Source organism: Methylobacterium nigriterrae (assembly GCF_037106235.1).
Lineage (GTDB): Bacteria > Pseudomonadota > Alphaproteobacteria > Rhizobiales > Beijerinckiaceae > Methylobacterium > Methylobacterium nigriterrae.
On record NZ_JBAWTG010000004.1, the window covers coordinates 96,206 to 119,310 of the forward strand.

The 23,105-nt window shown below is 70.8% G+C and carries 20 protein-coding genes; 17 read left to right on the forward strand and 3 right to left on the reverse strand.

Going from position 1 to position 23,105, the window contains the following annotated elements; all coding sequences use genetic code 11:
• The first annotated feature begins 239 nt into the window (after positions 1-239).
• On the forward strand, positions 240-1,355 hold the full coding sequence (locus tag WDW90_RS04520; protein ID WP_336486091.1) for a hypothetical protein: 1,116 nt from the start codon (positions 240-242) through the stop codon (positions 1,353-1,355).
• Positions 1,356-1,375: 20 nt separating this feature from the next.
• Here WDW90_RS04520 and fdhD read toward each other — a convergent pair whose 3' ends face one another.
• Positions 1,376-2,236 (reverse strand): formate dehydrogenase accessory sulfurtransferase FdhD, encoded by an 861-nt coding sequence (fdhD, locus tag WDW90_RS04525; protein WP_336486093.1) that lies wholly within the window; start codon positions 2,234-2,236, stop codon positions 1,376-1,378.
• A 364-nt stretch (positions 2,237-2,600) separates the two neighbouring features.
• Here fdhD and coxB point away from each other — a divergent pair, with 364 nt between their 5' ends.
• The 12 genes from coxB to WDW90_RS04585 all read left to right on the forward strand — a co-directional run bounded on the left by coxB (position 2,601) and on the right by WDW90_RS04585 (position 15,881).
• A complete protein-coding gene (gene coxB, locus WDW90_RS04530; protein ID WP_336486095.1) occupies positions 2,601-3,437 on the forward strand; it encodes a cytochrome c oxidase subunit II in 837 nt (278 codons plus the stop codon).
• An 80-nt stretch (positions 3,438-3,517) separates the two neighbouring features.
• Positions 3,518-5,146: a cytochrome c oxidase subunit I gene (gene ctaD / locus WDW90_RS04535; RefSeq protein ID WP_336486096.1), complete on the forward strand. Its 1,629-nt coding sequence runs from the start codon at positions 3,518-3,520 to the stop codon at positions 5,144-5,146.
• Between the two features lie 229 nt (positions 5,147-5,375).
• Complete coding sequence (locus WDW90_RS04540) at positions 5,376-6,335, forward strand: heme o synthase (protein ID WP_336486097.1); 960 nt, start codon at positions 5,376-5,378, stop codon at positions 6,333-6,335.
• A 5-nt stretch (positions 6,336-6,340) separates the two neighbouring features.
• Positions 6,341-6,505, forward strand: a complete 165-nt coding sequence (locus WDW90_RS04545; RefSeq protein ID WP_336486098.1) for a hypothetical protein — start codon at positions 6,341-6,343, stop codon at positions 6,503-6,505.
• A 4-nt stretch (positions 6,506-6,509) separates the two neighbouring features.
• Complete coding sequence (locus WDW90_RS04550; RefSeq protein ID WP_336486099.1) at positions 6,510-7,133, forward strand: cytochrome c oxidase assembly protein; 624 nt, start codon at positions 6,510-6,512, stop codon at positions 7,131-7,133.
• Positions 7,134-7,273: 140 nt separating this feature from the next.
• Entirely contained in the window at positions 7,274-8,134 is an 861-nt protein-coding gene (locus WDW90_RS04555) for a cytochrome c oxidase subunit 3 (protein ID WP_336486100.1), read from the forward strand.
• A 134-nt stretch (positions 8,135-8,268) separates the two neighbouring features.
• The gene (locus WDW90_RS04560) at positions 8,269-8,670 is read left to right on the forward strand and encodes a DUF983 domain-containing protein (RefSeq protein ID WP_431310975.1); all 402 of its coding nucleotides are present in this window, start codon (positions 8,269-8,271) and stop codon (positions 8,668-8,670) included.
• Positions 8,667-9,437 (forward strand): SURF1 family protein, encoded by a 771-nt coding sequence (locus tag WDW90_RS04565; protein ID WP_336486102.1) that lies wholly within the window; start codon positions 8,667-8,669, stop codon positions 9,435-9,437. The genes WDW90_RS04560 and WDW90_RS04565 overlap by 4 nt, the downstream gene beginning before the upstream one ends.
• 67 nt (positions 9,438-9,504) lie before the next feature.
• On the forward strand, positions 9,505-9,921 hold the full coding sequence (locus tag WDW90_RS04570; RefSeq protein WP_336486103.1) for a DUF4864 domain-containing protein: 417 nt from the start codon (positions 9,505-9,507) through the stop codon (positions 9,919-9,921).
• 166 nt (positions 9,922-10,087) lie between these two features.
• Positions 10,088-11,500, forward strand: a complete 1,413-nt coding sequence (gene thrC / locus WDW90_RS04575; RefSeq protein ID WP_336486104.1) for a threonine synthase — start codon at positions 10,088-10,090, stop codon at positions 11,498-11,500.
• Between the two features lie 3 nt (positions 11,501-11,503).
• The gene (locus WDW90_RS04580; protein ID WP_336486105.1) at positions 11,504-12,799 is read left to right on the forward strand and encodes a M16 family metallopeptidase; all 1,296 of its coding nucleotides are present in this window, start codon (positions 11,504-11,506) and stop codon (positions 12,797-12,799) included.
• Positions 12,800-12,995: 196 nt separating this feature from the next.
• Positions 12,996-15,881, forward strand: coding sequence for an EAL domain-containing protein (locus WDW90_RS04585; RefSeq protein WP_336486106.1), 2,886 nt, complete (start codon positions 12,996-12,998; stop codon positions 15,879-15,881).
• Here the strand turns inward: WDW90_RS04585 and WDW90_RS04590 are convergent.
• Complete coding sequence (locus tag WDW90_RS04590) at positions 15,809-16,240, reverse strand: response regulator (protein WP_336486107.1); 432 nt, start codon at positions 16,238-16,240, stop codon at positions 15,809-15,811. The genes WDW90_RS04585 and WDW90_RS04590 overlap by 73 nt on opposite strands.
• Positions 16,241-16,584: 344 nt before the next feature.
• Between WDW90_RS04590 and WDW90_RS04595 the strand changes: the two genes are divergently transcribed.
• From WDW90_RS04595 to WDW90_RS04605, 3 genes are all read left to right on the forward strand, one after another.
• The gene (locus tag WDW90_RS04595) at positions 16,585-16,932 is read left to right on the forward strand and encodes a hypothetical protein (RefSeq protein ID WP_336486108.1); all 348 of its coding nucleotides are present in this window, start codon (positions 16,585-16,587) and stop codon (positions 16,930-16,932) included.
• Positions 16,933-16,969: 37 nt separating this feature from the next.
• Positions 16,970-17,914, forward strand: a complete 945-nt coding sequence (locus WDW90_RS04600) for a ferredoxin reductase domain-containing protein (RefSeq protein WP_336486109.1) — start codon at positions 16,970-16,972, stop codon at positions 17,912-17,914.
• A 175-nt stretch (positions 17,915-18,089) separates the two neighbouring features.
• On the forward strand, positions 18,090-18,359 hold the full coding sequence (locus WDW90_RS04605; protein WP_336486110.1) for a hypothetical protein: 270 nt from the start codon (positions 18,090-18,092) through the stop codon (positions 18,357-18,359).
• 207 nt (positions 18,360-18,566) lie between these two features.
• On the opposite strand, the gene WDW90_RS04610 is transcribed toward WDW90_RS04605, so the two are convergent.
• The gene (locus tag WDW90_RS04610) at positions 18,567-21,080 is read right to left on the reverse strand and encodes a glycogen/starch/alpha-glucan phosphorylase (protein ID WP_336486111.1); all 2,514 of its coding nucleotides are present in this window, start codon (positions 21,078-21,080) and stop codon (positions 18,567-18,569) included.
• A 354-nt stretch (positions 21,081-21,434) separates the two neighbouring features.
• On the opposite strand from WDW90_RS04610, the gene WDW90_RS04615 reads away from it, so the two are divergent.
• Positions 21,435-23,036, forward strand: a complete 1,602-nt coding sequence (locus WDW90_RS04615) for an alpha-amylase family glycosyl hydrolase (protein ID WP_336486112.1) — start codon at positions 21,435-21,437, stop codon at positions 23,034-23,036.
• The last annotated feature ends 69 nt before the right edge of the window (positions 23,037-23,105 follow it).

Consider the following 23,105-nt stretch of genomic DNA (forward strand, 5'->3'; position numbering starts at 1 on the left):
CGCAGGCCGCGCCGGCGCCCCGGCGAGCCCTGGCGGCGATGCGGCTCCGTCTTGCCCGGATTGACCCGCAATCTCGCCCAATTCGCCCGGTTAACAAAGTCTTGCCGAGCACAGGCGGCATGCGGGGCACGACCTCGCCGGGACAGCCGAAGGACCCGCGGGGACAAGCGGGCCTTCGGCGCGCGGCCGGCGCCGAACTCCACCTTCGGCGCGGCCGCCATCGACAGGGATGAGGCCATATGGATTCGAGCCGCAAGGGCCGCCTTCGCGCGTTCAGGAACCGACATCTCGGCGCGGCGCTGGCGGCCGGCGCCCTCTGCCTCGGCTTGAGCGGCGCCGCGAGCGCCCAGTACGTGTACGACGACGAGATCCTGCCGCCGCGGGCCGTCGCATGGCGGCTGAGCGAGCGCGGCTTCAGCGGGATGAGCCGCCCCCGCTTCGACGGGCGCGACTACGTGGTCGAGGCTTTCGGCCCGAACGGCGCCCGGCTGCGCCTCTTCGTCGACGCGCGCGACGGGGCCATCGTCGGCCGCCAGCGCCTCGATCCCGAGCCCTACGGGCCCGCCCGTGTCGCCCGGCCGATGCCCGGATACGGCTGGACGGAGGAGGATGCCGATCCGCGCCGGCCCGTGCGGCAGGCCGAGCGGCTCGTGCCGCCCGCCGACATCCCGATGCCCGGGGGGCGCGCCGTTTCCCCGCGGCCGGAGCTCTACGGCCGCGCCGAGCCGGCGCGCCCGGGCCTCGCCGCCCGCCCCGCCGAGCCGAACCCGCTCGGCCTGAACCCGGACGCGAAGGGCCGGGCGGAGGCGCCGCGCCGGGTGACCCGCCTAGCGCCGCCCAGGGCCGGCGAGCCGAAGCCGGCCGCGACACGGACCGCGCCCGGGGCGCCCGCTCCGAAGCTGAAGCCCGCCGAGACCGCCGATCACGCCGACGCTCACGCCAGGGACGGCGCCAAGGCGGACAAGACCGGGACGGACGCGTCCGGGCGGGAGGCCGCCAGGCCCGAGGCGAAGCCCGGGGCGCCGGTCGCCGCGGCCGAGCCGCCGAAGCCCGCCGCGAGCCCGACGCCGGCCTCCGTGCAGCCGCCTGCCGACAGGCCGCAAGAGGCCAGGACACAGGAGGCCAAGGCACCGGAGGCCAAGGCACCGGAGGCCAAGGCACCGGAGGCCAAGCCGCAGGACGCGAAGGCGCCCGATACGGCCGAGACCAGGACGGCCGCCAACGCCGCCGAGGCGAAGCCGCCGGCCCAGGCCTGGAAGGATCCGCCGGCGGAGGGCAAGCGCAACGTGCGGGTGATCGGCGGCGCCACGATCGTGCCGGGCGGGACGGAGAAGGAAGGGGCGGGCGCCGAGTAGGCTCCCGCGCCGGGGGCGCCTCAGGACAGGATCAGCCGCTCCGGCCCGGCGAAGACCGTGAGGTTGTCCGAACGGGCGATGGCGCACATCGTCATGCCGTGCAGCCGCGCCCGGTCGAGGGCGAGCGAGGTCGGCGCCGAGATCGCCACCAGCACCGCTGCCCCGAAATGGGCCGCCTTCTCCACCATCTCGAACGAGCAGCGGCTCGTGATGACGAGGAAGCCCTCGGCCGGGTCGGTGCCGGCCCGGATCAGCGCCCCGATCAGCTTGTCGAGCGCGTTGTGCCGGCCGACATCCTCGCGCACGGCCGCGAGGCTGCCGTCGAGCCGCGCCCAGGCGGCGGCGTGGACCGCCCGCGTCTCGTGATTGAGGACCTGCGCGTCGCCGAGCGCCGCCAGCGCCGCGCTGATCGCTGCCATCGCCACCCGCGTTCCCTCGCCCCGGCGCGGCGCGGCCATCGGCAGGGCGGCGAGATCGTCGATGCCGCAGACGCCGCAGCCGGTGCGCCCGCTGATCGCGCGCTTGCGCGCGAGATGCTCGCGCAGGCGGCCCGGCACGAGGTCGACGAGGAGCCTCAGGCCCCCCTCCCCGGCCTCGACCCGGGCCGAGCGGATCTCGTCGGCCGCCGCCACGATCCCTTCCGTCAGGCTGAACCCGTAGGCGAAATCCTCGAGATCGGCCGGGCTCGTCATCATGACGGCGTAGGGCACGCTGCCGTAGACGAGGTTGACGGGCGTCTCGACCGCGAGCGAGCGCGTTCCCTCCCGCGGCGCCGGGGCCTCGTAGGCGATGACCTGCGTGGGGACGCGGAGCGCCGTGTCGGGGAGGGTTGCGTCGGGAAGGGCCGCGTCGGCGGGCTCACTCGTCTTGACGTCGTGCATGCGGGTCCGTCGCGCGATCGGGGCTGGCGCCCGTCATATAGGAATGCGGCTGCCCGGTCGTGCCCTTCCTGCAGGGCCGCGGCCGCCTCGGGGCGCGTCGCGCCCGCGGGGCCGCCTCGCGCGCCGGCTGTGCCGGCCCGTCCGCCGCCTCCCCAAACCCTGGAACGAACCCAAGAAAACATCCGATGCGACGCTGTTGCGGTTGCACCTTGAACTTCCTTGTGGTCTGACACCGCGATCGGACAAGGCCGGGTTTCCGCCCGGCCGCGGTCCAGACATGTCACAACCACATCGCGCCGGTCCCGACAGAATCAAGGCGCGGGCGGTCGACCTGAAGGTCTTCAAGGGGAGCCACGAGAGGCACATGCGTACGGCGCAGACGCGACATCGGTCATCATGGGGGCTCGCCGCGCTCGGCGGCTTCCTCGCCTCGTCCTCCGCGGCGCTCGCAGCGGGCCTCGGCCAGCCGGAGCCCTGGCAGATGGACCGCCAGGTCCCGGTGACCGAGAACGCCCGGGACATCCTGTCGTTCGAGGTCGGCCTGCACTGGCTGTCGCTGGCGATCTCGCTCTTCGTGCTGGCGCTGATCCTGTACTGCATCTTCCGCTTCAGCGAGAAGGCGAACCCGACGCCGTCGCGGACCACGCACAACACCCTGATCGAGGTGGCCTGGACGATCGTTCCGGTGCTGATCCTCGTGGCGGTGGCGATCCCGTCCTTCCGCCTGCTGCGCACCCAGCTCTCCGACCCGAAGGCCGACGTGATCGTGAAGGTCATCGGGCACGCCTGGTACTGGTCCTACGAGTACCCGGCCGACCAGGGCGGCGGCTTCACCTTCGACGCCAACCTCGACGAGGACAAGCAGCCGCGGCTGCTCGGCACCGACAACGACATGGTCGTGCCGGTGAACAAGATCGTGAAGATCCAGGTCACCGCCGCCGACGTGCTGCATTCCTGGGCGCTGCCCTCGTTCGGCTTCAAGATCGACGCCGTGCCGGGCCGCCTCAACCAGTTCTGGTTCAAGGCCGACCGTGAGGGCACCTATCACGGCCAGTGCTCCGAGCTCTGCGGCCAGCGCCACGCCTACATGCCGATCACGGTGCGGGTGGTGAGCGACGAGGCCTACGCCCAGTGGCTCAGCGAGGCGAAGACCAAGTTCGCCCGCATCGACGACGGCTCGAAGTTCGCTGACGCCCGCTGAGGGCGCGGATCGGCCGGCGCCCCGGCGCCGGCCAGCAACCCACTCGAGAGATCACGAGAAACCGAGCAAGGTCAGCATCGATGGCTACCGCCGCAGCACATGCGGGGCATGACGCCCACGCCGATCACAAACCATCCTTCTTCGCCCGATGGTTCCTCTCCACGAACCACAAGGACATCGGCACCCTCTACCTGCTGTTCGCCTTCAGCGCGGGCATCATCGGGGCGTTCCTCTCCTTCGGCATCCGCATGGAGATGGAGGAGCCCGGCCTCCAGTACTTCTCCAATCCCGCCACCTACAACGTGTTCGTGACCGGCCACGGCCTCATCATGGTGTTCTTCATGGTGATGCCGGCGCTGATCGGCGGCTTCGGCAACTGGTTCGTGCCCCTCATGATCGGCGCGCCCGACATGGCGTTCCCGCGCATGAACAACATCTCGTTCTGGCTCACCGTGGCGGGCTTCTGCAGCCTGCTCTGCTCGCTCTTCGTCGAGGGCGCGCCGGGCGCGGCCGGCGCCGGCACGGGCTGGACCGTCTACCCGCCGCTCTCGACCGCCGGCCATCCCGGCCCGGCCGTCGACTTCGCGATCTTCGCCCTGCACCTCTCCGGCGCGGGCTCGATCCTCGGCGCGATCAACTTCATCACGACGATCCTCAACATGCGCGCCCCCGGCATGACGCTGCACAAGATGCCGCTCTTCGCCTGGGCCGAGCTCGTCACCGCCTTCCTGCTGCTGCTGTCGCTCCCGGTGCTCGCCGGCGCGATCACGATGCTGCTCACCGACCGCAACTTCGGCACGACATTCTTCGACCCGGCCGGCGGCGGCGACCCGATCCTCTACCAGCACCTGTTCTGGTTCTTCGGCCACCCCGAAGTCTACATCATGATCCTGCCGGCCTTCGGCATCGTCTCGCACATCATCGCCACCTTCTCGAAGAAGCCCGTCTTCGGCTATCTCGCGATGGCCTACGCGATGGTGGCGATCGGCGTCGTCGGCTTCGTGGTGTGGGCCCACCACATGTACACGGTCGGCCTGTCGCTGCAGACGCAGTCCTACTTCGTGTTCGCCACGATGGTGATCGCGGTCCCCACCGGCGTGAAGATCTTCTCGTGGATCGCCACGATGTGGGGCGGCTCGATCCGCTTCACCGCCGCGATGCACTGGGCGGTCGGCTTCATCTTCCTGTTCACGGTCGGCGGCGTCACCGGCGTCGTGCTGGCGAACTCGGCGGTCGACAAATACTTGCACGACACCTACTACGTCGTGGCCCACTTCCACTACGTGCTCTCGCTCGGCGCGGTGTTCATCATCTTCGCCGGCGTCTACTACTGGTTCCCGAAGATGACCGGCCACGTCATCCCGGAATGGGCCGGCAAGCTGCACTTCTGGCTGGCCTTCATCGGCGCGAACGTCCTGTTCTTCCCGATGCACTTCCTCGGCCTCGCCGGCATGCCGCGCCGCTACGCCGACTACCCGGACGCCTTCGCGCCCTGGCACAAGGTCGCGACCTGGGGCGGCCACATCTTCGCGCTGGGCATGATCGTGTTCGTGATCGGCGTGGTCCTGGCCTTCCGCTCGAAGACGCGCGCGGCCGACAATCCCTGGGGCGAGGGTGCGACGACGCTGGAATGGACCCTGTCCTCGCCGCCGCCCTTCCACCAGTTCGAGACGCTGCCCCGCATCGTCGACGAGCCGGGCCACCACTGAGCCAGAGTCGCGAGGACCGCCCCCGGCGGTCCTCGCCCTTCCCGGGCTCCTCGGCCGAACCGAGGGACGCGGAAAGGGCGAACCGGTCAGGATGCCGGCACGACCTCCCGCCGAGGCCCGCATGCGCCCGGTCGATTGGAAATTGTCTGATTCGCCGGACGCGTCCGGCGACGGCCGGCCGGTCCGGTCCCCGCAAGAACATGTGTCAGCGTCACGGTTGTCGGTAACAATGACGAGCCTCTCGAACAGCCTGCCCGGCGGCGGTGAGACCGCCGCCTTCGCGCCCGCCTCCGCGGTCGGCGGCGACGTGCCGGACTACTTCGCGCTGCTGAAGCCGCGCGTGATGGTGCTCGTCATCTTCACGGCGCTCGTCGGCATGGTGGTCTCGCAGGGCCACGTGCAGCCGACCATCGCGGCGATCTCGCTCCTGATGATCGCGGTGGGCGCCGGCGCCTCCGGCTGCCTCAACATGTGGTGGGACGCCGACATCGACGCGGTGATGACCCGGACCGCCAAGCGCCCGATCCCGGACGGGCGCATCCAGCCCGGCGAGGCGCTCGCCTTCGGCCTGACCCTGTCGGTCGCCTCGGTGCTGATCCTGGGCCTTGCCGCCAACTGGCTGGCGGCGGGCCTCCTCGCCTTCACGATCGTCTTCTACGCCGTGATCTACTCGATGTGGCTGAAGCGGGCGACGCCGCAGAACATCGTGATCGGGGGCGCGGCCGGGGCGCTTCCCCCGGTGATCGGTCAGGCGGTGGTCTCCGGCCGCGTCGGCATCGAGTCGATCGTCCTGTTTCTGATCATCTTCATCTGGACGCCGCCGCATTTCTGGGCCCTCGCCCTCGTCAAGGCGGGCGAGTACGCCAAGGCGGGCATCCCCATGATGCCGAACGTGGCCGGCCCCCAGTCCACCCGGCGCCAGATCGTCTGCTACACCCTGCTCCTCGCCCCCCTCGGCCTCGCGCCGGTGGCGCTGGGCTTCGGCGGTGTCATCTACGGCATCATCAGCCTCGTCGGGGGCCTCGGCATGCTCGCCTTCAGCCTGCAGGTCTTCCGCAACCGCGAGGGCGAGGCCGAGAAGCGGGCCGCCATGGGCATGTTCGGCTTCTCCATCCTCTACCTGCTCCTGCTCTTCGCGGCCCTTCTCGCCGAGCAGGGCTTCGGCCTGTTCCGACCCGTTTTCGCTTGAGTGCCATGCAGGATCCCGAGATCGCGTATCGCCCCCTGACCCCGGAAGAGGAGCGCCGCCGCCGCAAGCGCTCGATCGCCATCGCCCTCGGGCTCGGCGCCATGGTGATCCTCTTCTTCGTGCTCACCATCGCCAAGCTCGGGCCCCAGGTGCTCAACCGGCCGCTCTAGGACCATGACCGATCCCGCGACGACCCCGAGGACGACCCCGAACGGCAAGGCCAACCGCACGGCGCTCGCCTGCGCGGGCCTCGTCCTGGCCATGACCGGCCTCGCCTTCGCGTCGGTGCCCCTCTACGACGCCTTCTGCAAGGCGACGGGCTACGACGGCACGCCGCTCAAGGGCGCGGCGCCGAGCGCGGCGGTGGCGCGCTCCGGCGACAGCATGGTGGTGCATTTCGACACCAACGTGTCCTCGGCCCTGCCCTGGACCTTCCGGGCCGAGAGCCCGCGGGTCGCGGCCCATCTCGGCGAGACCACGACGGTGTTCTTCCGCGTGAGGAACACCGGAACGACGCCCTCCACCGGGGTGGCGACCTTCAACGTGCAGCCCGGTCTCATGGGCGGCTACTTCGTCAAGGTCGAGTGCTTCTGCTTCAAGGAGCAGACCCTGCAGCCCGGCGAGGCCATGGACTTCCCGGTCGTGTTCTACATCGACCCGGCCGTGCGGACCGATTCCAACACGAGCCATCTCAGCGAGATGACGCTCTCCTACACCTACTTCGCCTCGAAGAACGGGCAGCCGGCGACCGCCGCGCTTGCGACGACGGGCAGCACGGGCAAGAAGTCGAATTTCTGATTACCGCGGCGTGACAAGGAAGCGCCGCGCACCTAATGGGTTCAAGCTTGAGGGTTCGGCGCCGTCCGCCCTCGGGGTCGTGAAGAACAGGGCCGGTGCCGGGTGCGGCGAAGGGCCGGGGGTCGAGGAGAGACGTTCAGATGGCTGAGGCGCACGCCAAGAATCACGACTTCCACATTCTCAGCCCGAGCCCGTGGCCGCTGATCGGCGCCTTCTCGGGCTTCCTGATGGCCTTCGGCGCCGTGTTCTGGATGAAGAGCCTCCAGATCGGCACCCTCACGCCCGGTCCCTACATCTTCGGCGCCGGCGCGATCGGCGTGCTCTACACCATGTTCTCGTGGTGGAAGGACGTCGTCCACGAGGCGAATTCCGGCGACCACACCCGCGTCGTCCAGCTCCATCACCGCTACGGCATGATGATGTTCATCGCCTCCGAGGTGATGTTCTTCGTGGCGTGGTTCTGGGCCTATTTCGAGGCCGCCCTCTACACCGCCGACCCGATCCAGGCGACGCGCGTCGACTTCACCGGCGGCGTCTGGCCGCCGAAGGGCATCGAGGCGTTCGATCCCTGGCACCTGCCGCTCCTCAACACGCTGATCCTGCTCACCTCGGGCACCACCGTGACCTGGGCGCACCACGCGCTCCTGCACGGCGACCGCAAGGGCCTGAAATACGGCCTCTGGCTGACGATCATCCTCGGCATCCTGTTCACCGCCTGCCAGGCCTACGAGTACAGCCACGCCCATTTCGGGTTCTCGGGCAGCATCTACTCGTCGACCTTCTTCATGGCGACGGGCTTCCACGGCGCCCACGTCATCATCGGCACGATCTTCCTCGCGGTCTGCCTGTTCCGCGCCTATGCCGGCCAGTTCTCGCCCCAGCAGCACCTCGGATTCGAGTTCGCGGCCTGGTACTGGCACTTCGTCGACGTGGTCTGGCTGTTCCTGTTCGCCGCCATCTACGTGTGGGGCTCGGGCGTCGGCCACGCGGCCCACGGCTGATCGCCGCATCCCGGCCACGCATGGCGTGATTGCTGAAAAGGGCGGCGCGAGCCGCCCTTTTTCGTGCGCACAGAGGTGCCGCGACCCCATATGCCGGTCGATCGGGGATTTCGTCGCGATGGCGCGGCCCTGACATGCGGGGCCTCGCCCGAGGAGTGCGCATCTTGAACCGAACCGACAATCTGCCGCCCCCGATCCCGACCGGCCTGCGCGGCCGCTGCCCGCGCTGCGGCGAGGGCCACCTGTTCCAGGGCTTCCTGGCGCTGCGCCCCTCCTGCGAGGCCTGCGGGCTCGACTATTCCCGCTTCGACTCGGCGGACGGCCCCGCCTTCTTCGTGATGTCGATCGTGGGCCTCGTCGTGGTCGGTCTCGCCCTCTGGCTCGAGATCGCCTATGAGCCGCCGATCTGGGTGCACGCCCTCGTGGCGGGCTCGCTCTCGATCGGCCTCAGCCTGATCCTGGTGCGGCCGCTGAAGGGGCTGCTGATCGCCCTGCAATACGCCAACAAGGCCGAGGAAGGGCGCTTCCGGCAGTGACCACAGCGACGATCCGCAAACGCGCCTGGCGCAGCCTCGCCGCGCCGGGCCTCGCCGCCCTGGCCGCGCTGGCGATCCTGCTCGGGCTCGGCACCTGGCAGGTCGAGCGGAAGGCCGAGAAGGAGGCGCTGATCGCCCGCATCGTCGCCCGCTCCAAGGCCGAGCCGGCGCCGCCGCCCGGCCCCGGCGCCTGGGATCCGGCCCGCGACGAGTTCCGGCACGTGCGCGTGTCCGGCACCTTCCTGAACGATGCCGAGACGCTTGTGCACGGGCTGGCGGCGGGCGAGACGCCGGGCCGCGCGCTGCAGGGCTACTACGTGATCACGCCCCTGAAGCGCGACGACGGCGGCATCGTCCTCGTCAACCGTGGCTTCACGCCGACCGAGCTGAGGCGGCCGCAGGATCGCAGGCCCGGCCTCGTCGAGGGTGAGACCACCGTCACGGGAATCCTGCGGGCGAGCGAGCCGCGCGGGATGTTCGTGCCGGCGCCCGACCCCGCCCGCGGCGAGTGGTTCAACCGCGACATCGCCGGGATCGCGGCCGCGCGCGGCCTCGCCGGCGCGGCGCCCTACCTGATCGAGGCCGACGCCGCGCCGAATTCCGCCGCCTGGCCCCGGGGCGGCCAACTCCGGGTCGACCTGCCGAACAACCACCTGCAATACGCTTTCACCTGGTACGGGATCGCCGCCTGCCTCGTCGGCGTCTTCTCGGTCTTCGCATGGCGCCGCCTGCACGAGGCGGCGGAGCCGGAGCCGTTCCGGCCCTGAGCGGGGCCGCTTGCCCTCGGGCGGCTCGGCCTTACACTTGCCGGGTGAACTCCGCGGAGCGAGCCCGATGCGCGCCGTCCTCGCCCTCCTCGCCCTCGCCTGCGCGGCGTTGCCGGCCGGCGCCCTCGACGACCCGGCCCGCGCGGCGGCCCGCGCCGCGATCACCCGGCAGGTCGAGGCGCTCGGCCGCGACGACGCGGCGGCGGCCTACGCGATGGCCGCGCCCTCGATACAAGCCCTGTTCCCGACGCCCGACGTCTTCATCGGCATGGTCCGCAGCAGCTACGCGCCGGTCTACCGCCATCGCAGCTTCGTGTTCGGGGAGGCCCGCGACAGCGGCGAGAGCGGCGTCTCGCAGGAGGTGGCGATCCAGGACGATTACGGCGTCGACTGGGCGGCCGCCTACAGCCTGGAGCGGGGCGCGGACGGCGAGTGGCGGATCACCGGCTGCCGGCTGACGAAGCTGCCGGGCACGAGCCTGTGATGGAGGCGTGACCGCGGCCGGGTCCGGCATTGCCGGGGCCGCCCCGCTCCCGTCCGCGAATGGCGACCGCGTCCGGACCAGAAACGGCGAGGCGCCCCTCCGCCAACACGAAACTTCCGACGGACGCCCGCATCGTGTAGAGGGGGCGCCGTCCCCGGAGGCCCTCTTGCTGCACGTCTCGACCCGCGGCGGCGCCCAGCCGCTCTCGTTCTCCGATGCCCTGCTCGCCGGGCTCGCCCGCGACGGCGGTCTCTACGTGCCCGCGAACTGGCCGCGGATCTCCCGCGACGCCATCGCGGGGCTGGCCGGGCGGCGCTACGCCGACGCGGCCAAGCGCGTGCTGCGCCCGCTGATCGACGGCGAGATCGCGGATGCCGAGCTCGACGCCATGATCGAGGCGGCCTACGCCACCTTCCGGCACCCGGCGATCTGCCCGCTGACGCAGCTCGACGACAACCTGTTCCTGCTGGAGCTCTTCCACGGCCCGACGCTCGCCTTCAAGGACGTGGCGATGCAGCTCCTCGGGCGCCTGATGGACCACGTGCTGCGCGCCCGCGGGGCGCGGGCCACGATCGTGGGCGCGACCTCGGGCGATACCGGCTCGGCCGCGGTGGAGGCCTTCCGCGGCCTCGATCAGGTCGACGTGTTCATCCTCTTCCCGCACGGCCGCGTCTCCGAGGTGCAGCGCCGGCAGATGACCACGGTCGCCGACGCCAACGTCCACGCCATCGCGGTCGACGGGACGTTCGACGATTGCCAGAACATCGTGAAGGCGATGTTCCAGCACGCGGACTTCGCCGATTCGGTGCGCCTGTCGGGCGTCAACTCGATCAACTGGGCGCGCGTCGCCGCGCAGGCGGTCTACTACTTCACGAGCGCGGTGGCGCTCGGCGCCCCCCATCGCCCCGTCTCCTTCGCGGTGCCGACCGGCAATTTCGGCGACATCCTGGCCGGCTGGGTCGCCAAGCGCATGGGACTGCCGGTCGGGCGCCTGATGATCGGCACCAATGCCAACGACATCCTGGCGCGCACGCTGGAGCACGGCACCTACGAGCTGCGGGGCGTGCAGCCCACCACCTCGCCCTCCATGGACATCCAGATCTCGTCGAACTTCGAGCGCCTGCTGTTCGAGGCGCTCGGCCGCGATTCGTCCTCCCTCGGGCGCCTGATGGCCGGCCTCAAGCAGTCGGGCGGCTTCACCCTCGACCCGGCGGTGCTGGCGGCGGTGCGCTCCGAGTTCGACGCCACCGCCGTGCCGGAGCCGGACGTCAAGGACGAGATCGCCCGCACCTTCGCGGCGACCGGGATCGTGCTCGATCCCCACAGCGCCATCGGCGTGCGGGCCGGGCGGCGCCTCCTCGAGACCGACCCCGCGACGCCGGTCGTCGCGCTCGCGACCGCCCACCCCGCCAAGTTTCCCGACGCGGTCGCGGCCGCGACCGGGGGTAGCCGCCCGGCCCTGCCTCCCCACCTCGCCGACCTGATGGAGCGCGAGGAACGCGTGGCGCGGGTCGCCAATGATCAGGCGGCGGTGGAGGGCTTCATCCGCGAGCGCGCCCGCATCACCCGGGGCGCCTGAGGGATGAACCGCCACTTCGCGACCCACGGCGCCTCGCCCGACCTCAAGGTCACCCGCCTCGACAACGGGATCACGGTCGCGACCGAGGCGATGCCCGGCGTCGCCACCGCGACGCTCGGGGTCTATGTCGGCGCCGGCTCCCGCCACGAGCGGGCGGACGAGAACGGCCTCAGCCACCTCATTGAGCACATGGCCTTCAAGGGCACCGGGTCCCGCTCGGCCCGCCGCATCGCCGAGGACATCGAGAATGTCGGCGGCGAGATCAACGCCGCGACGAGCGTCGAGAGCACGAGCTACACGGCGCGCGTCCTCGGTGAGGATGCCGGCATCGCCCTCGACGTGATCGGCGACATCCTCACGCGCTCGACCTTCGAGGCGGGCGAGCTCGCCCGCGAGAAGGGCGTGATCCTGCAGGAATATGCCGCCGTCGAGGACACGCCCGACGACGTCGTCTACGACGCCTTCACGGAGGCCGCCTTCCCGGGCCAGCCGATCGGCCGCCCGATCCTCGGGCGTCCCGAGACGATCCAGAGCTTCGACCGCGCCGCGATCGAGGCCTACCTCGCCCGCGAGTACACGCCGGACCGGATGGTTCTGGCCGCCGCCGGGGCCGTCGAGCACGAGGCGATCGTGGCGGCGGCCGAGCGCCATTTCGGCGGCATCCGCCCGGCCGAGGCGCCCGAGGCCGTGCCGGGCCGCTACGGCGGCGGCGAGCGGCGCATCCAGCGCAAGCTCGAACAGGCCAACCTCGTGATCGGGCTGCCCGGCCTGTCCTTCCGCGACGATCGCTACTACGCGCTGCACACCTTCGCGCAGATCCTCGGCGGCGGCCTCACCTCGCGGCTCTGGCACGAGGTGCGCGAGACCCGCGGCCTCGCCTACGAGATCCAGGCCTTCCACTGGCCCTTCTCGGATTGCGGCCTGTTCGGAATCGGGGCCGGCACGGCGGGCGCCGACCTGCCGGAACTCGTCGAGGTGACGCTCGCCGCGACCGTGCGAGCCGCGGCGGAGTTGGATTCCGACGAGATCGTGCGGGCGAAGGCGCAGCTCAAGGTCGCGCTGCTCACCGCCCTCGAGACGCCCGGCGGCCGCATCGAGCGCAATGCCCGCCAGCTGCTCGCCTGGGGCCGGGTGATCCCCTCCGAGGAGGTGATCGCCAAGGTCGACGCCGTGACGGTGGACGACGTGCGCGAGGCCGGCCGGGCGCTCCTGGCCGGCGCCCCGACGCTCGCGGCGATCGGTCCGATCCGCAAGCTGCCGACGCTCGCGGCGATCGCGGCGCAGCTGCGCGCCGCCTGACCGGAAGCCTCCGCGCCCGCCCCAACTTGTTTTGGCCGCAAAGGCGCGCGATCGAAAATTCGCAGGTCACGGCAGGAAGCGGTGGGCGCCTCAACGCGGCACGGGCTGCGCGCCTTGCCGGCGGATGAGCCCGCCTCTACCAAAGCCCGGAACCTGAGCCGTATCGTTGCCGCCGTCCGGCTGGAACACACGCCCGTTGCGCATCCTCGCCACCGTCCTCGCCGCACTCGTCACGGCCCTGATCGGATCGCTGGTCCTGAGCCCTCCCGCGCACGCGGTCGAGGCGGTGCGGGTCACGCTCGATTCCCCCGTCATCGACCTCACGCCGATGATCGAGCGCTACCGCTCGGACGGCGATCTGATCCAGATCTCCACCGCGCCCGGCAAGGACGGCATCGTCCGCCGCATCGTCGTCAAGGCGCGCGATGCCGGCGCCCGGCCGGACTGGATGGTGTTCGCGCTCACCAACGACACCGACGAGCAGATCGACCGCCTGCTCGTCGCCCCGCATTTCCGCCTCGTCGGATCCGGGGTGGTCTGGCCCGACCTCGGCGGATCGCGCATCGCGGCCATCACGGCGAGCCAGGGCATCCGGCCCGAGCGCGACGAGAACCCGGAGGCCGACCAGTTCGTCGTCACGCTCGATCCCGGCACCACCGTCACCTTCGTGGCGGAGCTGCGCGGCCCGAACGTGCCGCAGGTCTATCTCTGGGACCAGGAGGCCTACCGCAAGAAATCGACGGGCCTGACGCTCTACAAGGGCATCATCATCGGCATCGCGGGCCTGCTGGCGCTGTTCCTGACGATCATCTTCGTGGTGAAGGGCGCCATCATCTTCCCGGCTGCCGCCGCGCTCGCCTGGTCGGTGCTGGCCTATGCCTGCATCGATTTCGGCTTCCTGCAGCGGGTCTTCCCCGTCACGGAGGTCGCCGAGCGCGTCTACCGCGCCTCCGCCGAGGCGGTGCTCGGCGCCACGCTCCTCGTGTTCCTGTTCGCCTACCTGAACCTGTCGCGCTGGCACGTGCGCTACAGCCACGTCGCCTTCTTCTGGCTCGCCTTCCTGGCGGGCCTCGTCGGGCTCGCGGTGTTCGACCCGCCCGTGGCGGCGGGCGTCGCCCGCATCTCGATCGCCGCGGTGGCCGGCGTCGGCCTCCTGCTCATCGTCTATCTCGCCGCGCATAACGGCTACGACCGCGCCATCCTGCTGGTGCCGACCTGGGCGCTCCTCCTCGTCTGGGTGGTGGCGGCGGGCTTCGCCATCACGGGCCAGATCGGCTCGGACCTCGTGCAGCCGGCGCTGATCGGCGGGCTCGTCCTCATCGTCATGCTGATCGGCTTCACCGTGATGCAGCACGCCTTCGCGGGCGGCGGCCTCACCCACGCCCTTGTCTCGGATACCGAGCGCCGGGCGCTCGCGCTGACGGGCGCGGGCGACGTCGTGTTCGACTGGGACGTTCCGGGCGACCGGGTCTTCGCCGGCCAGGAGATCGAGGGACAGCTCGGCCTCAAGCGCGGCGCCCTCGAAGGCCCCGCCGCCAACTGGCTCAGCCTGCTCCACCCCTTCGACGTCGAGCGCTACTCGGCGGCCCTCGACACAGTCATCGAGGAGCGGCGCGGCCGCATCGTCCACGATTTCCGGCTGCGCTCGGCGGCCGGCCCCTATTACTGGTACCGGCTCAAGGCGCGGCCGGTGATCGGCTCGGATGGCGAGGTGATCCGCATCGTCGGCACCATCGCGGACGTCACCGAGGTGAAGACCGCCGAGGAGCGCCTTCTGCACGATGCCGTCCACGACAGCCTTACGGGCCTGCCGAACCGCGAGCTGTTCGGCGACCGCCTCGACGCGGCGCTCGCCTTCGCGGGGCAGGACCCGCGCTTGAAGCCGACCGTGATCGTGCTCGACATCGACCGCTTCAAGGCGATCAACGACACGATCGGCCTCTCGGCGGGCGACTCGATCCTGCTCACCCTGTCGCGTCGCCTCGGCCGCCTCCTGCGCCCGCAGGACACCCTCGCCCGCGTCGCCGGCGACGAGTTCGCGGTGATCCTGCTCTCCGAGCGCGAGCCCGACCGCATCCTCGCCTTCGCGGAGATGATCCGGCGGGCCATCGCCACGCCGATCACCTACGCGGACCGGGAAATCTTCCTCACCGTCTCGATCGGTCTGGCCCTGCACGAAACCGGCGCGGCGCTGAAGCGCGACGACGTGTTCAAGGCGGCCGAGATCGCCATGATCCAGGCCAAGCGCGGCGGCGGCGACCGAATCGAGGTGTTCCGCGCCCACATGCGCAACGAGCGCTCGGACCGTCTGATGCTGGAGAGCGATCTGCGCCGGTCGCTGGAGCGCAACGAGATCAAGGTGCTGTTCCAGCCGATCGTGCGCCTGGAGGACCGCACGGTGGCGGGCTTCGAGGCGCTGCTGCGCTGGGACCACCCGAAGCTCGGCCGCATCCCGCCCGCGACCTTCATCCCGATCGCCGAGGATTGCGGCTTCATCGTCAATCTCGGAATCTTCGCGATGGAGCGCACGGCGCTGGAACTCGCGGCCTGGCAGCGCTCCCTCGACGTGGAGCCGCCGATCTTCGCGAGCGTCAACGTCTCGTCGCGCCAGCTCCTGCGCCACGACCTCCTGCACGACGTGAAGACCGTTCTGGCCCGCTCCGGCGTCCTGCCCGGCTCCCTCAAGCTCGAACTCACCGAGAGCCTGGTCATGGAGAACCCGGAATACGCCGCCCAGATGCTCGCGCGCATCCACGACCTCGGCGCCGGCCTCTCGCTCGACGATTTCGGGACGGGCTACAGCGCCCTCTCCTACCTGCAGCGCTTCCCCTTCGACACGATCAAGATCGACCAGTCCTTCGTACGCCAGATGGCGACGGGCAAGACCGTGATCCTGCGCTCAATCGTGAAGATGGCGAACGAGCTCGGCCTCGCCATCGTGGCGGAGGGCGCCGAATCCGAGGCCGACGCGCAGGCGCTGGCCGACCTCGGCTGCGAGTACGCGCAGGGCTACGCGTTCGGCGAGCCGATGTCGATGCTGCAGGCCCGCCAGCTCGTCGGCGCGGCGCCCGAAGCCGCCTGAGCCGCCGCGCAGAGCTCCGCCAGCACGCTCGTCAGGCGGTGCGGGTTCACCGGCTTGCGCTCGACCGGCAGGTCCGGCCACATCGCCCGCATGGCGCGCGGCAGCATGCCCGCCGTGCAGATCAGGATCGGCACGCGGGCGGCGGCGAGCCGCTCGGCCGCGGGCGTGGCATCCCCGTCCGCGAGGTTGAGGTCGAGCAGCGCCGCGTCGATCGGACCGCGCTCGATCAGCCGGATCGCGTCGCGGTTCGTGCGCACCGGGCCCACCACCTGCCCGTTGGCGCCCTCGACGATATCCATCAGCTCCATGGCGATCAGGGTCTCGTCCTCGACGATGAGGATGCGCCTGCCAGTCAACATCGATCCCTCCCCGGGCGTGCCGCGCTGCGGAGCGTCGTCATTTGGCGAAGCCGTCGGAATGGGCCGGGAACCCCGGCCGGGCCCCGCTCCGCGCCGCGGAGAAGCTGGGACCGCCTTCAGGCCAAGCCAGGATGCGATCGCGCCCGAGTCGCGTCAACCGCGCCCGAGCCCATCCGGGGGCCGGGGCGGCGATTATATTTTTGCCGGCTCCGGGAACTCTTTGCCGGCGCCGACACCGGTCATGGGCCAAGCATTTAAACCTCCCTTAACCATGATCGCGCCACGATGCGGACGCGGTTCGGTCTGGCCTCCCGGCACGGCACCCCGCCCTTGGGAGACGCGTGATGGCCGATGTGGCACGGCGAGTTCGTGATGGGAGCGGTTCGGATGTCGTGCGGCGGCTCATCGCGCGCCCGATCCGCCTCGATCTCGCCCGCGCGGTCGCGCCCGCGCCCCTTCCGGCCGACGAGGACGACGAGGACGACGCCTCCGAGGCGCCCGCGAACCTGACGCAGCTTCAGGCCGAGATGCTGGTGATGAAGGCCGTGCTCCAGGCCGAGCGGCGCGAGAGCGCGCAGCTCCGGGCGCAGTTCCACCACATCGCCGCCTCGGACGATCTCGGCCCCGAGGCCCGCGCCGTGCGCGACCGCTGGGCCGCGCTCGTCGACGGCCTCCTCCACGCGCCGCGCTGACCGGCCCTCACCGCATTTCGAACACCGGGGGACGACCATGAGCGCCCGCTGCTCACTCGTCGTCAACGGCAAGTCCGTGCGCATCTCCACCGGCGACACGCCGCTGGAGGCCGCCCTTGCCGAAGGCATGATCGCATCGACGCCGGGACTGCACGGCGCCGGCCTGCTCGGGCAGGCCGCGGGTCCCGCGTCGCGCCGCGCACAGGCGCGCAGCCGCCGGGCCGAATCCGTCAAGCTGCCGCTGCCGCGCCCGCAGGCATCCGTGACGCTGCCCGAGGTCCGCCCGGCCGGCGCCGTGAAGCGCACCGGCACGGTGACGGGCCTCGCGCAGCTCGGCCCGCGCGTGACCGAGTTCGTCGTCACCGTCACGCGCCGGCTGCCGCTGGAGCCGGGGCATCAGGTCGTGCTCAGCGTCGCCGGCGCCCCGCCGCTCACCCTCGGCCCGACGCTCCGGGTGGACGGCTCGGCCGAGCTGAACGAGCTCGTCTTCCATCTCGCGCCGGAGAGCGACGTCCCGGGCCTCGCGGCGGAGTTCTGCGAGGCGATCCGCCTCGGTGCGCCCGTGAAGGTGAAGGGACCGGTCGGGCGCGCCCATTACCGGCCCGGCGGCGGCCGCCTCGTCCTGGTCTCGGCCGGCACCGGCTTCGCGCCGATCTGGTCGATCGCCCGGGCCGCCCGCTACATCGAGCCCGCCCGCGAGATGGTCGTCCTGGTCGGGGCCCGCGACCCGCTCGACCTCTACATGCGGCCGGCGCTCGACTGGCTGCGCGCCACCGGCATCGGCCGCGTCACCCTGGTGGCCGACCGCAGCCGCCAGCGTCCGCCGGACGTGCGGCCCGGCCCGCTGACGGCCCACCTGCCGCCCCTGCGCGCCACCGACGTCGTGCATGTGGCCGGCTGCGCCTCGACGGTCGGCGCCGTCGAGGTCCTGGCCGCCGCCGCCGGCGCGCGCTGCTACCCGGTGTCGCATCCGGGCGCTTGAGCGCCGCCGGGTCCTACCGGTGCAGCGATGCCGTCTGCCGGCGGCGATTGACCGCTGTCGAGAAGTCTGCGCACGCTTCAATTCATGCCGCAGGGAGGCGCGCATGAGTAATCGACAGGCCGAATTCAGTCGTACGTGTGCGCTAGTTCAAGAAATGCAATCTTTGGTTGCGAACATGCGCGAGACCGTCCTGGAATCGCAGGCGATTACGCTTCGGGCGCGGGAGCGGGAAGGACTCCGCGACACTGTGCGGCAGAAATACCTGCTGAGCGCGCCGCTGGATCCGGCCGAGGGCGTGGTCGACGGCCTGGTCTACGCCTCCGAACACAGCACCGCCTTCGGAGACCCCGTCGTTTCCGACCTGATCAGGATGGCCCTGAGGCTCGCCGGCGCACGCCTGGGTCTCGAATGCAGCCCGGCATCGTGCGGGCACCGAGTCCACTGAGGCGGCCTCGGAGCTTCGTCCGCCGAGCGGGCTACCGGTTCGGCGCAGAACATGCGGCGCCATGATGAGTTGGAGCGTCCTCCGTGACCCGGAGGTCATGGAAAGCGCTCCGGAAGGGCGGCCTCGGAGGGAGAAGCGCGAGCCGCGCCCGGGGACGGGCAGCCGGTGCCCCGGGCGCCTCCAGGCTTCGCGGGGGTGGCGGGCGCCTCAGGCGACCCGGACCCGCCAGATCTCCTCGGCGTATTCCCGCATCGAGCGGTCGGAGGAGAACCAGCCCATCCGGGCGGTGTTGAGGATCGCCTTGCGCCACCAGGCGGCCGGGTTGATCCAGGCCGCGTCGATCTCGCGCTGGGCCCGCCAGTAATCGTCGAAATCGACTGTGAGCAGGTACTGGTCGCGGTGGCGCAGGTCGTCCGTGAGCGGCCGGAAGCGGTTCGGCTCCTCCGGCGAGAAGCGGCCCGAGGCGATCATATCGAGGGCGGCGGCGAGGCGCGGCGAGGCCCAGATCGCGTCCCGCGCGTAGTTCGGCTCGGCCGCGCGGGCCTGCACGCCGGCCGCGTCGAGGCCGAAGATGAAGATGTTCTCCGGGCCGACATGCTGGCGGATCTCGATATTGGCGCCGTCCAGCGTCCCGACCGTCAGCGCGCCGTTCAGCGCGAACTTCATGTTGCCGGTTCCCGACGCCTCCATGCCGGCGGTGGAGATCTGCTCGGACAGGTCGGCCGCCGGGATGATCGCCTCGGCGAGGCTCACCGAGTAGTTCGGCAGGAACACGACCTTGAGGCGGCCGGCCACCTCGGGATCGTCGTTGACGGCCTTGGCCACGTCGCAGGCGAGCTTGATGATGAGCTTGGCCTGGGCGTAGCTCGGCGCCGCCTTGCCGCCGAAGATCTTGACGCGCGGCGTCCAGTCACGGTGAGGCTCGGCCTTGATGGCCTGGTAGAGCGCCACGGTCTCGATCACGTTGAGGAGCTGGCGCTTGTACTCGTGGATGCGCTTGACCTGCACGTCGAACAGGGCTGAGGGGTCGATGTCGATGCCGGTGCGCTCGGCCACGATCTCGGCGAGCGCTTCCTTGCGTCCGCGGCGCATCGCGGCGTAGCGCTCGACGAAGCCCGCATCCTCCGCGAATGCCTCGAGGCCCCGCATGGCCTCGGGATCGTCGAGCACGCGCTCGCCGGCCGCCTCCACCGCGAGCCGGGTCAGCTCCGGATTGGCGTTGTGGAGCCAGCGCCGGAAGGTGATGCCGTTGGTCTTGTTGACGATCTTCTCCGGATCGAGCGCGTGCAGGTCCCGGAACACGGTCGAGCGCATCAGGTCGGTGTGCAGAGCCGAGACCCCGTTGACGCGGCGGGCGCCGTGGAAGGCGAGATGGCCCATGCGGACGCGCCGGCCGTGGCTCTCGTCGATGAGCGACACCGCGGCGAGGTGGGCGGCGTCGTGCCGGCCGTGCTGGCCCTGCTCCTCGAGATGCATCCAGTTGATCAGGTAGATGATCTGCATGTGGCGCGGCAGCAGACGCTCCATCAGCTCCACCGGCCAGGTCTCCAGCGCCTCGGGCAGGAGCGTGTGGTTGGTGTAGTTCAGGGTGTTCGTCGTGACGTGCCAGGCGTCCTCCCATGTCAGCTGGTGCTCCTCGAGGAGGAGGCGCATCAGCTCCGGCACGGCGATGGCGGGGTGGGTGTCGTTCAGCTGGATCGCGGCGTGGTCGGGCAGGCTGCGCACGTCGCCCCGCTCGACCACGTGGCGGCGGATCAGATCCTGCAGCGAGGCCGAGGTGAAGAAGTATTCCTGGCGCAGGCGCAGCTCCTGGCCGGCCATCGAGGAATCGCTCGGGTAGAGCACCCGCGAGATCGCCTCGGCCCGGGCGCGCGCCGCGACGGCGCCGACATGATCGCCGCCGTTGAACTGCCCGAGCTCGACGGGCGCCTCGGCCTCGGCCTTCCACAGCCGAAGCGTGTTCACGTGGCGTCCGCGCCAGCCCACCACCGGCACGTCGTGGGCCACGGCCCGCACGGTCTCGGCCGGGTGCCACTGGCGCCGGATCACGCCCTCGGAGACGGCCGACATGGTGACGTGGCCGCCGAAGCCGATCGCGTAGGTCGCCTCGGGCCGCACGAACTCCCAGGGGTTGCCCTCGGCGAGCCAGGTCTCCGGCGCCTCGCGCTGCCATCCGTCCTCGAGCGATTGCCGGAACAGGCCGTGGTCGTAGCGGATGCCGTAGCCGATCGCCGGAATGGACAGGCTCGCCATGCTCTCCATGAAGCAGGCGGCGAGCCGCCCGAGGCCGCCGTTGCCGAGCGCCGCGTCGGGCTCCGCCCCCTCGACCGTGCCGAGATCGACGCCGAGGTCGCGCAGCGCGGCGCGTGTGGTCTCGACGAGGCCGAGATTGTTCATGGCGTCGGAGAGCAGGCGCCCGATCAGGAACTCGAGCGAGAGATAGTAGACCCGCTTGTTCGGGATGCTGCGGCCGCCCATGCAGGCATCGACGATGCGGTCGCGCAGCGCCAGCGCGGTCGCGGCGAACCAGTCGCGCTCGCGCGCGGTCTCGGGCGTCTTGCCGATTGCGTAGGCGAGCTTGGCGAGGATCGCCTCGCGCAGGTCCGCGACGTCGTCGCCGGACGTCGGCCGGTGGGGAGCGTTCCAGGCGGCCCTGGCCGCCGCATCCTGGGGACGGCTCGACGGGCCGGAAGCCTTGTCGTCCGTCCTCTCGGAAGCCATCAGAATTTCGTTCAGCACGTGCAATCCCCCATCATCGCGGCCGAAGCGCGGACTGTCACCCGAGGCCCCTCCCGCTTCTGCCGGCGGTGATCGGCCCTGGTTCCGGGACCCAACATCGTGTGTCCGCGCCGACGGCCTTCGCGGCCACGGTGGCGCAGGCGCTCAACATCGCAAGAGCCGTGCCCCGTGTCTGTGACGCAGCCGACACAACAGCCAGCGTCGCATCGAAACTGGACGTGATTTTGGCGCCAACCCCTTGAAGAGAACCTGAACAAGGCAACCTCCCGCGGGCATCGCGGCGGACGGGTTGATCCGGTCCGGCCGGGGACCGGGGCAGCAGCCGAGGAGTGAGGCATGGGCGAGACCGCCTCCTGTAGGTCGGTCTGGTGGAAGCGCGGGACCGTCTATCAGGTCTATCCGCGCTCGTTCCAGGACACGAACGGCGACGGCGTCGGCGATCTCAAGGGGATCACGCGCCGGCTCGACTACCTCGCCTGGCTCGGCGTCGACGCGGTCTGGATCTCGCCGTTCTACCCGTCCCCGATGGCGGATTTCGGCTACGACGTGTCGGATTACTGCGGTGTCGACCCGCTCTTCGGCACGCTCGCCGATTTCGACGATCTCGTGGCCGAGGCGCATCGCCACAAGCTCAAGGTGATCCTCGACTTCGTCCCGAATCACACCTCGATCGCCCATCCCTGGTTCGCCGAGAGCCGCGCCGCGCGCGCGAACCCGCGCCGGGACTGGTACATCTGGCGCGACCCGGCCCCGGACGGCGGCCCGCCCAACAACTGGCTCAGCAATTTCGGAGGCCCGGCCTGGACCCGCGACGCGGCCACCGGCCAGTACTATTACCATGCCTTCCTGCCGGAGCAGCCGGATCTGAACTGGCGCAACCCAGCCGTGCGCGCGGCCATGCACGACGTGCTGCGCTTCTGGCTCGACCGCGGCGTCGACGGGTTCCGCGTCGACGTGATCTGGCACCTGATCAAGGACGAGGGTTTTCGCGACAATCCGGAGAACCCGGATTTCCTGCCGCACCTACCCGAGATCAACCGGTTCGCGCAGGTCTATTCCGCGGACCGCCCGGAGGTGCTCGACGTCATCTCCGAGATGCGGCGCGTCCTCGAGGCCTACGACGAGCGAGTGCTGATCGGCGAGATCTACCTGCCGATCGAGCGGCTCGTCGCCTATTACGGGCCGGAGCTCGACTGCGCCGACCTGCCGTTCAACTTCCAGCTCATCCAGACGCCCTGGCGCGCCGACGCGGTGCGCGATCTCGTGGAGAATTACGAGGCCGCCCTCCCCCCCGGCGGCTGGCCGAACTGGGTGCTCGGCAATCACGACCAGCCGCGGATCGCGGCCCGGATCGGCCTGCCGCAGGCCCGCATCGCCGCGATGCTCCTCCTGACGCTGCGCGGCACGCCGACCCTCTATTACGGCGACGAGATCGGCCTCGACCACGTCTCGATCCCGCCGGATCGGGTGCAGGACCCCTGGGAGCGCAACGAGCCGGGCCACGGGCGCGACCCGGAACGGACTCCGATGCAGTGGGAATCCGGGCCCTTTGCGGGCTTCTCGACGGTCGAGCCGTGGCTGCCGCTCTCCGCGGATGCCGAGATCCGGAACGTCGACGAGATGTGCGACGTCCCGGGCTCGATGCTCACCCTCTACCGGCGGCTGCTCGGCCTGCGCCGCGAGCACGCCGCCCTGGCGCTGGGCGAGTACCGCACGGTGCCGGACGGGCCGGCGACCGTGTTCGCCTACGAGCGCCGCGCGGAGGAGACGACGATCCGGATCGTCCTCAACTTCGGCGAGGAGGCGCATAGGCTCGACCTGCCGGAGGGAAGCGCCTGGAGCGTGCTCCTGTCGAGCCATGCCGGCCGGAGTGGCGAGCGCGCGGCCGGCACGGTCGGGCTCGCGCCCGCCGAGGGCCTGATCCTCCTGCGTCTGTAGAGGCCAGGGCGGAAACGGCCGCGTCTCTGCCGCAATGCATCAAGAACCAAGGAAAAATTTACCAGGATC

What these genes read in the sequence shown, in the direction of transcription:
- WDW90_RS04545 (WP_336486098.1), top strand. Translation starts at nt 6,341, where the DNA reads ATGCAGGATCCCGAGATCGCGTATCGCCCCCTGACCCCGGAAGAGGAG.
- WDW90_RS04615 (WP_336486112.1), top strand. Translation starts at nt 21,435, where the DNA reads ATGGGCGAGACCGCCTCCTGTAGGTCGGTCTGGTGGAAGCGCGGGACC.
- WDW90_RS04520 (WP_336486091.1), top strand. Translation starts at nt 240, where the DNA reads ATGGATTCGAGCCGCAAGGGCCGCCTTCGCGCGTTCAGGAACCGACAT.
- WDW90_RS04550 (WP_336486099.1), top strand. Translation starts at nt 6,510, where the DNA reads ATGACCGATCCCGCGACGACCCCGAGGACGACCCCGAACGGCAAGGCC.
- WDW90_RS04555 (WP_336486100.1), top strand. Translation starts at nt 7,274, where the DNA reads ATGGCTGAGGCGCACGCCAAGAATCACGACTTCCACATTCTCAGCCCG.
- WDW90_RS04610 (WP_336486111.1), bottom strand. Translation starts at nt 21,080, where the DNA reads ATGGCTTCCGAGAGGACGGACGACAAGGCTTCCGGCCCGTCGAGCCGT.
- WDW90_RS04600 (WP_336486109.1), top strand. Translation starts at nt 16,970, where the DNA reads ATGAGCGCCCGCTGCTCACTCGTCGTCAACGGCAAGTCCGTGCGCATC.
- fdhD (WP_336486093.1), bottom strand. Translation starts at nt 2,236, where the DNA reads ATGCACGACGTCAAGACGAGTGAGCCCGCCGACGCGGCCCTTCCCGAC.
- WDW90_RS04540 (WP_336486097.1), top strand. Translation starts at nt 5,376, where the DNA reads ATGACGAGCCTCTCGAACAGCCTGCCCGGCGGCGGTGAGACCGCCGCC.
- WDW90_RS04590 (WP_336486107.1), bottom strand. Translation starts at nt 16,240, where the DNA reads ATGTTGACTGGCAGGCGCATCCTCATCGTCGAGGACGAGACCCTGATC.
- WDW90_RS04605 (WP_336486110.1), top strand. Translation starts at nt 18,090, where the DNA reads ATGCGCGAGACCGTCCTGGAATCGCAGGCGATTACGCTTCGGGCGCGG.
- WDW90_RS04560 (WP_431310975.1), top strand. Translation starts at nt 8,269, where the DNA reads ATGCGGGGCCTCGCCCGAGGAGTGCGCATCTTGAACCGAACCGACAAT.
- WDW90_RS04595 (WP_336486108.1), top strand. Translation starts at nt 16,585, where the DNA reads ATGGCCGATGTGGCACGGCGAGTTCGTGATGGGAGCGGTTCGGATGTC.
- coxB (WP_336486095.1), top strand. Translation starts at nt 2,601, where the DNA reads ATGCGTACGGCGCAGACGCGACATCGGTCATCATGGGGGCTCGCCGCG.
- ctaD (WP_336486096.1), top strand. Translation starts at nt 3,518, where the DNA reads ATGGCTACCGCCGCAGCACATGCGGGGCATGACGCCCACGCCGATCAC.
- WDW90_RS04580 (WP_336486105.1), top strand. Translation starts at nt 11,504, where the DNA reads ATGAACCGCCACTTCGCGACCCACGGCGCCTCGCCCGACCTCAAGGTC.
- WDW90_RS04570 (WP_336486103.1), top strand. Translation starts at nt 9,505, where the DNA reads ATGCGCGCCGTCCTCGCCCTCCTCGCCCTCGCCTGCGCGGCGTTGCCG.